This window comes from Streptomyces sp. BV286, assembly GCF_019090165.1.
In the GTDB taxonomy this organism is placed as follows: domain Bacteria; phylum Actinomycetota; class Actinomycetes; order Streptomycetales; family Streptomycetaceae; genus Streptomyces.
Genome location: NZ_JAHRIB010000183.1, coordinates 1 through 11,506, shown reverse-complemented (window position 1 = coordinate 11,506; position 11,506 = coordinate 1). Strand labels below are relative to the sequence as shown.

16 protein-coding genes and 1 pseudogene are annotated in these 11,506 nt (G+C 68.6%); 9 read left to right on the top strand and 8 right to left on the bottom strand.

The window, feature by feature from the left end:
* The first annotated feature begins 40 nt into the window (after window positions 1–40).
* A protein-coding gene (locus KUF83_RS36095; RefSeq protein WP_217456034.1) for an IS5 family transposase occupies window positions 41–849 on the top strand; the annotation gives its coding sequence in 2 pieces (ribosomal slippage) (window positions 41–388 and window positions 391–849; 807 coding nt in all).
* Between the two features lie 347 nt (window positions 850–1,196).
* Here the strand turns inward: KUF83_RS36095 and KUF83_RS36090 are convergent.
* From KUF83_RS36090 to KUF83_RS36075, 4 genes are all read right to left on the bottom strand, one after another.
* A complete protein-coding gene (locus tag KUF83_RS36090) occupies window positions 1,197–2,012 on the bottom strand; it encodes a SigB/SigF/SigG family RNA polymerase sigma factor (protein WP_217459275.1) in 816 nt (271 codons plus the stop codon).
* A 396-nt stretch (window positions 2,013–2,408) separates the two neighbouring features.
* A complete protein-coding gene (locus KUF83_RS36085) occupies window positions 2,409–2,729 on the bottom strand; it encodes an ANTAR domain-containing protein (protein WP_308403295.1) in 321 nt (106 codons plus the stop codon).
* A gap of 72 nt (window positions 2,730–2,801) precedes the next feature.
* Entirely contained in the window at window positions 2,802–3,203 is a 402-nt protein-coding gene (locus KUF83_RS36080) for an ANTAR domain-containing protein (RefSeq protein ID WP_217459273.1), read from the bottom strand.
* A gap of 83 nt (window positions 3,204–3,286) precedes the next feature.
* Window positions 3,287–3,565: a hypothetical protein gene (locus KUF83_RS36075; RefSeq protein WP_217459272.1), complete on the bottom strand. Its 279-nt coding sequence runs from the start codon at window positions 3,563–3,565 to the stop codon at window positions 3,287–3,289.
* Window positions 3,566–3,944: 379 nt separating this feature from the next.
* Between KUF83_RS36075 and KUF83_RS36070 the strand changes: the two genes are divergently transcribed.
* The 5 genes from KUF83_RS36070 to KUF83_RS36050 all read left to right on the top strand — a co-directional run bounded on the left by KUF83_RS36070 (window position 3,945) and on the right by KUF83_RS36050 (window position 5,931).
* On the top strand, window positions 3,945–4,157 hold the full coding sequence (locus tag KUF83_RS36070) for a hypothetical protein (protein ID WP_217459271.1): 213 nt from the start codon (window positions 3,945–3,947) through the stop codon (window positions 4,155–4,157).
* Between the two features lie 115 nt (window positions 4,158–4,272).
* A complete protein-coding gene (locus tag KUF83_RS36065; protein ID WP_217459270.1) occupies window positions 4,273–4,467 on the top strand; it encodes a hydrophobic protein in 195 nt (64 codons plus the stop codon).
* An 89-nt stretch (window positions 4,468–4,556) separates the two neighbouring features.
* Complete coding sequence (locus tag KUF83_RS36060) at window positions 4,557–4,730, top strand: CsbD family protein (protein WP_217459269.1); 174 nt, start codon at window positions 4,557–4,559, stop codon at window positions 4,728–4,730.
* Between the two features lie 134 nt (window positions 4,731–4,864).
* Window positions 4,865–5,494, top strand: coding sequence for a hypothetical protein (locus KUF83_RS36055; RefSeq protein WP_217459268.1), 630 nt, complete (start codon window positions 4,865–4,867; stop codon window positions 5,492–5,494).
* The gene (locus KUF83_RS36050; protein ID WP_217459267.1) at window positions 5,494–5,931 is read left to right on the top strand and encodes a hypothetical protein; all 438 of its coding nucleotides are present in this window, start codon (window positions 5,494–5,496) and stop codon (window positions 5,929–5,931) included. Before KUF83_RS36055 ends, KUF83_RS36050 begins: the two co-directional genes overlap by 1 nt.
* Window positions 5,932–6,022: 91 nt before the next feature.
* On the opposite strand, the pseudogene KUF83_RS36045 reads toward KUF83_RS36050, so the two are convergent.
* A pseudogene (locus KUF83_RS36045) lies at window positions 6,023–6,397 on the bottom strand (aldo/keto reductase); the annotation flags it as partial.
* 256 nt (window positions 6,398–6,653) lie between these two features.
* Between KUF83_RS36045 and KUF83_RS36040 the strand changes: the two are divergent.
* From KUF83_RS36040 to KUF83_RS36030, 3 genes are all read left to right on the top strand, one after another.
* Window positions 6,654–7,013 carry an ANTAR domain-containing protein gene (locus tag KUF83_RS36040; protein ID WP_217459266.1) on the top strand — a complete coding sequence of 120 codons (360 nt, stop codon included), beginning with the start codon at window positions 6,654–6,656 and terminating at the stop codon, window positions 7,011–7,013.
* A gap of 150 nt (window positions 7,014–7,163) precedes the next feature.
* Window positions 7,164–7,733 carry a hypothetical protein gene (locus KUF83_RS36035; protein ID WP_217459265.1) on the top strand — a complete coding sequence of 190 codons (570 nt, stop codon included), beginning with the start codon at window positions 7,164–7,166 and terminating at the stop codon, window positions 7,731–7,733.
* Between the two features lie 905 nt (window positions 7,734–8,638).
* Window positions 8,639–9,193 (top strand): hypothetical protein, encoded by a 555-nt coding sequence (locus KUF83_RS36030; RefSeq protein ID WP_217459264.1) that lies wholly within the window; start codon window positions 8,639–8,641, stop codon window positions 9,191–9,193.
* 120 nt (window positions 9,194–9,313) lie between these two features.
* Here KUF83_RS36030 and KUF83_RS36025 read toward each other — a convergent pair whose 3' ends face one another.
* The 3 genes from KUF83_RS36025 to KUF83_RS36015 form a co-directional block, all read right to left on the bottom strand.
* The gene (locus tag KUF83_RS36025) at window positions 9,314–9,955 is read right to left on the bottom strand and encodes a hypothetical protein (protein ID WP_217459263.1); all 642 of its coding nucleotides are present in this window, start codon (window positions 9,953–9,955) and stop codon (window positions 9,314–9,316) included.
* Entirely contained in the window at window positions 9,952–10,578 is a 627-nt protein-coding gene (locus KUF83_RS36020; RefSeq protein WP_308403296.1) for a hypothetical protein, read from the bottom strand. The genes KUF83_RS36025 and KUF83_RS36020 overlap by 4 nt, the downstream gene beginning before the upstream one ends.
* Window positions 10,579–10,635: 57 nt before the next feature.
* A protein-coding gene (locus tag KUF83_RS36015; RefSeq protein ID WP_217457892.1) for an IS5 family transposase occupies window positions 10,636–11,444 on the bottom strand; the annotation gives its coding sequence in 2 pieces (ribosomal slippage) (window positions 10,636–11,105 and window positions 11,105–11,444; 810 coding nt in all).
* Window positions 11,445–11,506: the final 62 nt, after the last annotated feature.

The window sequence follows — 11,506 nt, the reverse complement described above, 5'->3', positions numbered from 1 at the left end:
AGACGACGTTTCCTTTGGCGAGGAGAGTCGTTGTGTTGGTATGACAAGTCTTGCTGAGCATCTGGTCTCGGATGAGTTGTGGGAGCTGTTTCGGCGGGTGGTGCCGGAGACGGTGGTGGTGCGTCCGCAGGGCGGGGGCCGTCGGCGGGCCGGGGACCGTGAATGCCTGACCGCGATCGTGTTCGTGGCCACGTCGGGCTGTTCCTGGCGGCAGTTGCCGCCGGTGTTCGGGCCAGTCTGGCCCACCGTCTACCGACGTTTCGCGCGGTGGACTCAGCAGCGTGTGTGGGCTCGCCTGCACCGCGTCATCCTCGATGAACTCGGTGCTCAGGGGGGATTGGACTGGTCACGATTCGCCGTGGACTCGGTCAGTGTCCGCGCCCTCAAAGGGGGCAGTTGACGGGACCGAATCCGACCGACCGCGGCAAGTTGGGATCGAAAATCCATCTTGTCGTCGACCGTGCCGGCCTGCCCGTCTCTGTCGCGATCTCGGCCGCCAACACCCACGACAGCCTGGCCCTGCAACCGCTGGTCATGGGGATCCCGCCGGTCCGCAGTCCTCGCGGTCCGCGGCGTCGCCGGCCGGCAAAGCTCCACGGCGACAAGGGCTACGACTATCCCTACCTGCGTCGATGGCTCCGTGAGCGGAACATCGTTCCTCGCATCGCCCGCCGCGGTGTCGAGAACTCACAACGCCTGGGCCGACACCGCTGGGTGGTCGAGCGCACCATGTCCTGGCTCAGCGGATGCCGCCGCCTCCACCGACGCTACGAACGCAAGCCCGAACACTTCCTGGCCTTCACCGCCATCGCCACCAGCCTCATCAACCACCGCCGACTCACCAAGTGAAACGACGTCTAAGCAGAACACGCCGAAGAGGACCAGCCCGATCGCGACGGCGACCAGGAACCACGGTCCCACCGGTGTCCGCGTGAAGCTGCGGAGCCTCGCGCCCACGTCATGGCCTCGTCCGGGTCGAAGCGGCGGCTGCCACAAGGACGGAGAACCCGGCCGCAGCGAGTACCACTCCTCGACCCGCGCCTGCGACCACGCCCAGGACGGCAACGGCCTGGCTTCGAAGGGGGGCTCGTGGTGCCGCTGTCCAGCTGCCGCGGCAAGCACCGCCTGGCCGTCCGGACGCCGAGTACCCCGCCGATGCCTGGCGGCCCGGATCCGCCCGTGTACCCGGGACGTGGTCACGATGCCCTCCTCAGATCGCGGTCCGCCGTCATCTGGTCGCGCAGGCGGGCGCAGGTGCGGGTGAGCAGACGGGAGACGTGCATCTGCGAGATACCGAGCTGCTCGCCGATCCGGCTCTGTGTCATCTCGCAGAAGAACCGCATGTACAGGATCTGCCGGTCGCGTTCGGGCAGTGCCCGCAGGAGCGGTCGGAGCGCCTCACGATTGACGACTTGGTCGAAGCCGGGCTCAAGGCCACCAAGCGTGTCGGTCAGTGGGTGACTGTCCTCGGAGTGGCCGGGCACGGCGTCCACGGACAGGGCTGCGAAGCTCGCCAGCGCCCCCTGGCCCAGCAGTACCTCCCTCTCGGTCAGGCCGCTGTGCGCGGCGATCTCGTGGACCGAGGGTTCGTGGCCGTTGAGCGAAGCGAACTCATTGCCGGCGAAGCGGACCCGGCCGCGCAGTTCCTGCACGCGCCGCGGTACATGCACGATCCAGAGTTCGTCACGGAAGTGCCGCTTCACCTCGCCGATGATCGTCGGTACGGCAAAGCTCGGGAAGGCGGTACCGCGGCTCGGGTCGAAGCGCGATACCGCCTTGACCAGGCCCAGTTGGGCGACCTGCTTGAGGTCCTCGAAGCTCTCGCCGCGATGACGGAACCGCCCAGCGAGCCTTACGGTCATCGGCATCCAGGCGCACACCACCTCCTGCCGCAGCGCGGACCTCTCCGGGCCGTCCGGCAGGGAGGCGATACGGCTGAAGGCGGCCGCGGTGTCGGGGGCATCGCTGTAGGCGCGTGGGCTTGGTGGACCCTTCGTGCGTGCGTACGGCATGGGCGCGTGCCTCCTCATCGGTGACGTCACTCACCGTGGGAGCCGGCAGGCACTGGGGAGCAGCGACAGCTGCTCCCACGGCCGTGCCTCCGGGCTGAAGCACAGCGGACGGATCCCCGGGCGGCCCGCTTTCAAACAGTTTCCGCACCAAGCGGTTGCGGCTTCCCACGGGGCGCGCCACCCCGCAGTGACGCGTCGGCGGAGTGGTGCTCTCGAGCGTTGCGCCGTTCTGCGGTTCTGCTCGCTCAACGGCTTCAATGCCAGGCAAGGGACAGACCTGGTGTTTGGGCTCCACAAGGTGGACTGCACAACGGGGCATCCGACGGCAGTCCTGGACGCAGGCACCGAAGAGTTGAACCCACAGCTCCCTGTGCCGTCCGCTCAGCGCACACGCCGTCACCGCCGGTCTGCCAGATGCAGGCGCCGCAGCCCTCGGCGCAGCTCCCTCTGCAGTGGCTCCGGGAGCCTCTCGTCCTTCGTCGTGGCGACCAGGGCCGCAGCCACGTCCCGGAGTTTCACGTTGCAGTGCTGCGACACGTCCACCAGCAGGCTCCAGGCCCGCTCGCTGGAACACGGGGCCAGGACCATCACCATGCCGCGCGCCTGGTCTATCACCGCACGACTGGCCAGCGCCTGACTCAACTGCTCATTTTTGGCACGCAGTTCGAGAATCTCGGCAACCAGGGCCGCGTCTCCCGTCGATGTGCCAGCCGTCACCAGCCGCTGTTTCTCGCTCCTCGATGTCGACCGAATCACGGTCGCGTCATTCCCGGACGTCGGCTGCGTGATTCATGGCCTTCCCCTTGCGGACGGTTCATCCGCCAGCGGGGCGCCGCGCCCCTGGTCTTCCGCGTAGTGCCGCCGCAGCGCACGCCCCAGCGCACGATGCATCAGCCGCGGGAGCGGCTCACCCTCCCAGGCCGCGACCACGGCCGCAGACACCTCCGGAAGTTGGGTGTGGCACTGCCGCGAGATATCCACCAGCAGGTTCCTCGCCGGCCCACGGCGGCAGGGGGCCAGGACCATCACCATCCCGCAGGCCTGGTCGATGACCATGCGGCCGGCCAGCGCCCGCCGCAGCTGATCGTTCTCGGCGCGCAGCGTCTCGACGTCCTGAGCCGCCGCCTCCCCCGCCACGGCCTCGGCCCTCAGATCCCACCAATTATCCGGAAGCAAGGTTGTGCGCTGCATGGCATGTGCCTCTCCACGATTTCCGCGCGTCCGGTGTGGCTCAAGCCACCCCGGGGTCTCCGGATGCCGGGCAACTTCATCGGTCACCCGCGGCGTTCACGGTCCCGACGGTCCTCGCGCCTCCAGCGCGCCTGGTGCTGACGGCTGTAGCGACGGTTCCAGCGCTCCTGACGGTCCCGGCGGTTCTCGTAGTCCCGGTAGTCCCCGAGATCGGAACCGTCGCCGCGTATCCCGCCTCCCCCACGATCGCGGCCGTGCCGGGTGGCGCCGAACACCAGCACCGCCGCGGCCACCCACCAGATGGGGTCCATGAATCCGAGGCCGAACAAAACCCCGATCAGGATGACAAGAAGAACGAACACGGCGGGCCTCCCCGGTGCAGAACGAAGCATGACTGCCGGGGGCCAGGGCCTGTACGAACAGCGTAGTCCTCCCCAGAGGTTACGGACAGCGACCCACGTCAGCGGCCTCCGCAGGATCCAGATGGCCACTTGACGTCTGTTCAGGGAGCGCGGCGAGGGCTAGCGTGTCAGGTACGGCCCGAGCCCCCGGCAGCGTCGAACTCCTCTCGCGCTCCCTCGTGGGCGCACCTCGCGCATCAGTGCCGGAACCCGTCCCGCCCTCAGCGGGCGCTCCCCACTCACCGTCGCTACGTGATCCCGTCGCAGCCTCGATGCGCCCCATGCGGGCATCCCCCTCACCTGCCCGCCGCGTCGCACGCATCCACCGCAGGCGGTACGCATGTACGTACTGATCGTTCCGGCTTCTGTCCCCTTCGTCCTGCTCGCCACCGTGATGGGCTTGTCCTGGTGGGAGGACCATGTCCTGCCGGCGCCGCCTGCCGAGCCGGTCGATCGTCCCACCGAGGTTTCGTTCGTCCCAGCGGCCCCTGCCCGGCTCGCAGAACTCCCCCGTTTCGACACCGCGTTGACAAGGGAGGTGGCCGGGCGTTGACTGCCAGTACGGCGTAGGGCTGTGCCACTCCGGATCACTCGGGACGCATTCCACCTCGCCGCTTCGCCCGGACCCCGCGGAACTCAGAAACTTCCCGCGATCTGGAGGCCCGGCGATGCTTTGGATTCTTCTCCTTCTTCTGATCCTGGTGGTGTTCGGGTTCGGCTTCACCATGCAGACCCTTTGGTGGGTCGCCGCCGTACTCCTCGTCGTCTGGATCGTCGGCTTCTCCATGCGCGGGCGGGGCGGCGGCGGACGCCGCGGTGGACGCCGTGGCGGCGGCCGCCGGTACAGCCGCAGTCGCGGATAGCCCACGCACCAGGCGCTCTCCCGCCCTCCGGGACGGCGCCCCGTACGGCGATCACGCCCGGGAACCCCTCCAGCGAGCAGAGGACAGCCATGAGCCTCGGACAGACAATCATGCACAAGACCCAGGCGCTCAAGGGCCGGGTCACCGAACGCGTCGGCCGGACCACCCGCAACAGGCGGCTGCAGCGCGAAGGCCGGACCGACCAGGTCTCCGGAAACCTGAAGCAGGCCGGCGACAAGACCAAGGACGCCTTCAAGCACTGACCACGAACGCCCCGGGTGGCGCCCACGTCGCGTGGCCGCCACCCGGCAGGCCCACACGGAATCGACCCACAGGAAGGGACGGGAACGGCAATGAACCAGAACAATCCGCGAGCCGAGAGCCAGAGAAGGCCGCCATGCTCACCATCGTGATCATCGCCGTGATCGTCATCGCGGCGGTCGTCCTGTTACTCGTCGGACGTGCACGCATCCGAGCCGGCGGAGGGCGAGGGCTCAAACACCGCTTCGGACCCGAGTACGACCGTGCCGTCGCCGACCACGACGGCGACACCAAGGCGGCCGAGCAGGAACTCGGCGAGCGCGTCACGCAGCACGGCTCCCTCAATGAGCAGCCGCTGACGCCCGAGGCCCGTGCGCAGTACAGGGCTCAGTGGGCCGACATCCAAGAGCAGTTCGTCGACTCACCGCAGAGGGCCGTCACCGAGGCGGATGCGCTCCTTGCCCGCCTGGCGAGGGACCGTGGCTTCCCCGACGGTGAGCAGTTCGAGGAGCAGCTCGCCGCCCTCTCCGTCCACCACGCCGACCATGTCCACGGCTACCGCAGCATGCACACGGCGGCACGCGGCGGGAGCGGCACCGAGGAAATACGGGAGGCCCTGGTCGATGCGCGAAGCCTCTTCGAGGCACTGATAGCCGAGCAACCGGCAGATTCCAACTCCGACAGGCTCCATCCGCAGTCCCCCGACGGCAACGGCCACGCGCCGTGGGCGCTGAACCGACGCAACACGAAGGGAAGTAGCACGTGATGTCGCACACCGCCGAACACACAGGGCAGCCCCAGCCCGGGGCCCCGGATCCCGCGATACAGCGCGGCCCGCAGGCACCTCGCACCGAACCCGCTCACGCATCGCGCGAGCCCGGCGCCGGCGCGGACGGCAACGCTCCCAAGGCGGGACAGGAACTGGTCCCGCAGGGTGAACGGGACAAGCTCACCGGGCGCCTCCAACAGGCCCTGAACACCTTCGTCGACAGCCCGCGCCAGGCGGTGGAGGAGGCCGACGCAGTCTTCGACGACGTCGCCACCCAGTTCACCAACACCCTCACCGAGCGACGCCGCGTCCTACGGGCGGGCTGGCAGAGCCAGGACACCGACGCTCAGACCGAAGAACTACGGCTCGCGCTCAGGCAGTACCGGGAGATCACCGAACGGCTGCTGGACATGGCGGCGCCCGCCAGTCGGTGACACCGTCCTCCCCCTCGGCAAGCACGGCTGTCGCGGTGCGCCGGTGAGATGCGCTCACGGCTCGGACCGCGACAGCCGTGCTCTGGAATCAGTTCTGGGCGATGGCGACGACGCCGCGCTGGGTCAGCCAGCGCAACACGACCTGTGACACGGACCTGCCGTGCTTCTTGCCGATCTCGGCGAGCAGCGGATTGGTGAACAGGCCGTCCTTGCCCTCGGCGAAGCCGCCCCAGGACTGGATCTGCACCCCGTGCTCGCGCATGAGGGCCTGGTAGGCGGCGCGCCGGAAGAAGGGGTGGGTCTCGATCTGGTTGACCTGCGGGGTGATCGCGTTGTTGACGATCAGGTCGATCAGCCGGTCGGGGTAGAAGTTGGCGACCCCGATCGTTTTGGCTGTGCCCGCGCGGTTCAACGCCTCCATGGCGTGCCACTGGCCGCAGACGTCGCCGAAGGGCTGGTGCATCAGGCCGTCGGGTTTCCGGGGCGACTCGGGTCGGGTAGAGCGCACCCGGCTCTGCTGCAGGGCTCGAAGTGTCCCAGGACGGGTGTCAGCAAGGACCGCAATCAGAGCGCGGGCTCAATCCGGGGGTGCCGAGGGTGCGTTCGGTGATTCCCTCGTCGGGATCTCTACCCGAGCGTAGCCGCTGAGGGACCGACAGGACTACGGTGGGGGGACTAGCCCCAGTCCCTGGCTCCGCGAAAATGACCGAGCAAGGTGTGTCATGCAGCGCACATTGAGGACATACGGGGAGCGTTGGTCTCGAACAGAGTCCCTCGTCTGGAATGAGAGCCGTCCCGCCGACGAGGTCAGGACTCTTCGCTCGGAGAACGTGGAACTGCGCCGACGGCTGCGCAGGCGTGCAGTCGCCATACGGGCTCAGGGCGTGGTCATGGCGCTCGTGCCGTGTTCCAGCGAACACGCCAAGGACTTTCTCGCTGATCTGGCCGATCACTGCGGCCTCCCGGTGCGCGACGTCGCCCAGGCCCTCGTCGGCACCTTCGAGGGCCGTCCTCTCACGGCGAAGATGCAGCGCGAGCTCGGCAGCGCGGTGGTGCGCCTCAAGGGTGGCGCTCCGGCCTGAGTGGGTCAGCCGCTCCTCCTTCCGGCCGCGCGCTCCTGTTCCCTCGGCCGAAGATGCACGACACGGATGAGACATCTGGCCCCTGCGTCGGGCAGACACGCGCCGCCGCACCCGCCGTTGGAGCGGGGACTTGAACCACGGGAGGTTCACATGCTTGAGGACCATGTCCGTAAGCCGAAGATCGACCGGGCGTTCCGTGCTTCGGACGGTCAACCGGTTGAGTTCGAGGGCAAGACGGTGCACCTTGCCTTCGGTATTTCCATGAAGTGGGCGACGTCCAGGCTGGCAATCGCCTTCACTTCTTTCGTGGGCAACCCGCCCCAGGGTGTGTGTCTGGAGCTGTCGGAGGGCGACCTGCTCGTCAACGGCTCCCGGTCGTCGGGCGTCTGCCTGTGGGCCGACTCGGCGCCGCCGGTGGTATACCTGAAGCCGCTGATCAAGCCCACCGCCACAGCGACGCTACAGGTCTGGAACTGCTGGCGAGGCGGGGACGGGGAACCTCAGATGTGGAGGGGCAACGCCGGTCTGCTCGTCGACCTCAACCCCGGCGCTTCCTACCGCTTCAGTTGCAGCGACGGCACCGGACATGCCGACTTCACCGATCTCATCTTCGGTCTGGAGGTCCAGGAGACGGCGAGCGACTTGTGGCTGGAGCCGCTGCCGCCCCGGGCATTCACCCTGAGTACATACTCCGCCCGCCCTCGCAGCGCCGACGCCTGATCGCCGGCGCCCGGCACCTCGGTTCGCCATGCCGCCGCAGTCCTCACGCATGACCCGCCGAACGGACCGCCCCCACCCGTCACCGACGGCTGATGCTCTGGGGACTCTCGCGCGGACTGACGGGACGACCTCAGTTCAGAACGGGGCGCATGCTCCGATCCCTGCCCATGGCCGATGGCGTGCAGTGCATCGTGCTGAACACGAGCGGGCTCCTGGTGCTGCTGAACACGCAGATCGGCATCCTGACACTGCGGAGTCACCGCGCCCGGCCTGTGGGTGACGGAGCGTCTGATCGCTTCGGGCGAGCTCGACGTGCACCACGCGGCATGGCTGACCCGCCGCGGGTACCACAGGACCAAGACGTCGATCCGGTACCGGGGAGCTTGTCGCCACCGAGGTAGCCCTCCGGGGGCGCAGCCGACGCACCGCCCCGGACCCATGTGCGGCGATGCCTCCGGAGCACCAGCTGGCTCTGGAGGCGTGGCAGTTCGCGCGCGACGCGCAGTCTGCCGAAGGCCCGGTGGCAGGGAAGGCCTCCTCTTCTTCAGGATGGCTTGCTCGGTCCACGCGGAGCGGCTGTCGGGCTCCTCGGCATGGGTTCGCTCCCGCTGCCATCCGACGGCTCCGTCGTTCCTTGCGAGGTGAATTTTTCAACTCCGGTGCCTGAGAGTGCCGTTCTACGTCTGCACGACGAGCCGTATCAGGGCTTCGACCGGGAAACCTGCTCTCTGCTTCTGGGACATCGCCAAAGCGCTGTGCGAGCAGGGTCGTACCGTCCTGGTGGTCTCCCACCTCGCCCATGACCGGGAGCGCCTGGACGTGCTCCACCGGTTGGAAGACGGCGTCCTGGTCGTCGACCACAGCGGTCTTGTGGGAAGTGCCGCATGGGGTGGTGGTGGCAGTGGATGGACATGGCGGTGCGCCACGCTGCGATGGAGCAGGACCGAAACCGTCTGGCGCCGGCCCAGGTGGTCTTCTTCGTTCCGCTGTGGCTGACGCTCGCTTTCCGGGTGCTGCCCAGCGGCCCCGTGCGGTTCTTCCCGCGCGCGGCGGACCGCCCGGTGAATCTTGATGCCAACACGATGACGCAGCTGTCGGGAGCGCTGCATGCGCTCGCTCTGATCGTCGGCTTCATGATGTTCCCCGCCGCCAGCCGCTCCGCGGAGTTCGACCACCGCCTGGTGATCGCAGGCCCACGCGTCTGCCTGCTGCCGGCCCACGGCGACGTGCTGCTGCTCACCGCGGCGCTGGCGGCCCGCTACGCCACGGTCAGGAGGAGCAGCACGGAAACGGCGGCCAGGACGAGGACGCCGGGCGCGCCGAAATCCTGCGTGACCGCGGGCAGCGCGCGGTCGGCGAGGGAAGCGAGCCCGCCGAGGACACCGGTGAACGCGGGTAGCAGGCTGCGCGTGTCGTCGGTGCGGCGGAAACGCGCGGGTTCCCGGAATCCTGAGCGATGAGAGGCCGGCACGTGCAGGTCAGTTGATGGCTGTGGTGGTCCTGCACGCGGCTTCGCCGTAGTTTGCGGGCTTTGGCTTCCCGAGCGTTCGCCGCGCCGCATCCAACTGCTGGCACGCAGGTCAGTGTGGGTTCGGCTTGCCGTCATCGTTCATGTGCACCCGCTGCCAGATCTCCTTCCAGCCATAGGGGAGCTCCGGCACGAGCCGGTGTTGCTGCCCACACGGACATGGCACCGGCGCCCACGCGCACCCACGGCACAGCTCGACCCAACCGTGCCCGGTCGAGTGCGGCTCCAGCGGTCTCTCGTCCCCGCAGGCCGGGCACCCGGGGAGATCGGCGCCGTCCAGAATCGTGTTCTGCCGCCGGACGTACTCGGACAGCCGCAGCGACGGGTGGCGAAACGGGTCTTCGTACCAGGCGCCGCCCGGTCCCTGCCACCCCCTCCGCAGCCACCACGGTCGCGGATTGGCTACAGCCCGCCGCCCAACCCGCTTCTCCGCCCGGCGCTGCGCGACGAACTCCTCCGCCCGCGCCCGCCACAGCGCCCGCGCCTCGTGCAGTTCCTCCACCGCCCGCGCCAGCGCGTCCGGGTCCGCCTCCAGCCGTCGGGGGATCGCGGCGCTGAGCGTGAGGTGGTGGTACGTCGCCCGCAGACCGTAAGGGGCAAAACAAGTGAGGCAGGTCCGCAGCGCGCTGTGCCGCCGGTGGAGGGGGAGCCGGGCGTCGTGCACGCGTGCCCGGTGGGTCAGGAAGCTGGTCACTCGGTGAGCTCCAGGTCCAGTGCACGGGCCAAGGCGGCCGTGACAGCGGCGGCGTGTGTCGGCAGGTGTTGTTCGGCCCAGGTTCCAGCGAGGCTGAGGAAGTCCCGCAGGTCCGCTTGGGCACCGGTGACGAGCACGCGCACCTGGTCCACCGGCAGCTCGATCACCGGGCTGCCGTCCTTTGCGTGGGCGTCGAGAGTCAGCCGGACGGTGTCGCCGACGCGTTCGGCCACCGAGAAGGGATCGTGGCCGAAGGAGGAGCAGCCGGTGCCGTCGAGCACCTCCAGCCAGTCCCGCCAGGTCTCCAGGCCGTTGCAGCAGCCCGGCTCGACGAAGACGGTGCCGGTGGTGTTGTCGGTCACCCGGAACCCGCCGGCGGCGAACAGGTCGGGCATGGTGAGCAGCCCGTGCAGGAAGGTGCCGAGCGGGTCGGTCGGGCAGGGCCCGTGCTCCTCCTCCGGCTCGAAGTCGTTGCAGTCGGCGATCCGCATGACCGCCGTGCCGACCTCCGCCGGAGTCAGCTCCCCGTTCAGGACGAGGTAGCCGTACGACTCGTGCTCGCCAACCGGCCAGAGCGCGAAGTCGTCGGCAGCGAAGATCTCCAGAACGGGCTGCATCACCATCACACGGGGATGATGCCGGACCCCACTGCCCCACCGCCACGGGCTTTACTGATCGTTTCAGAATGAGATTCGGAGTCGTCTCAAGCAGATGATGCTGCAGGCGAGTTGGAGGAGTCCGAGGTGGAGGTCGGCGCGTATCTCGTAGCGGATCCGGAGTCGCTTGAACTGGTGGAGCCAGGCAAAGGTCCGCTCGACGACCCAGCGGGTCTTCCCCAGCCCGGAGCCGTGAGGGGTGCCTTTCCGGGCGAACTTCGGGGTGATGCCGCGGGCCCGGACAAGACGACGGTACTTGTCGTAGTCGTAGCCGCGGTCGGCGAACAGCCGGCTTGGTCGGTGACGTGGCCGACCTCGAACACCGCGGATGCGGGGTATCGCATCCAGCAGGGGCATCAGCTGAGTGACATCGTGACGATTCCCGCTGGTCAGCGCGACGACCAGCGGGGTGCCGTGCCGGTCGACGATCAAGTGGTGCTTGCTGCCGGGCCGGGCCCGGTCGACCGGCGAAGGTCCGGTGTGAGCCCCCCTTTGAGCGCCCGGACGTGCGAGCCGTCAATCGCAGCGTCGTCCATGTCCAGCAGACCCGCGGCCCGCAGCTCCGCCAGCAGCACCTCATGCAGCTGCGGCCAGACGCCGGCCTCGGTCCAGTCCCGCAGACGCCGCCAGGCCGTCACCCCGCTGCAGCCGACCTGTTCCGCCGGAACGTCCCGCCAGCTCACGCTCTTGCACAGCACGTAGACGATGCCCCGCAGGGCAGCCCGGTCATCTGCAGGCAACCGCCCGGGATACCGGCGCCGCCTGGGCGGACGAGCAGGCAACAACGGGGCCACACGTTCCCACAGGTCATCAGGCACAAGATCAGCAGACACCCAACAAATCGTGCCGACACAACACCCAACTGCCAAGCCCCACAACGAACTTCATTCTGAAA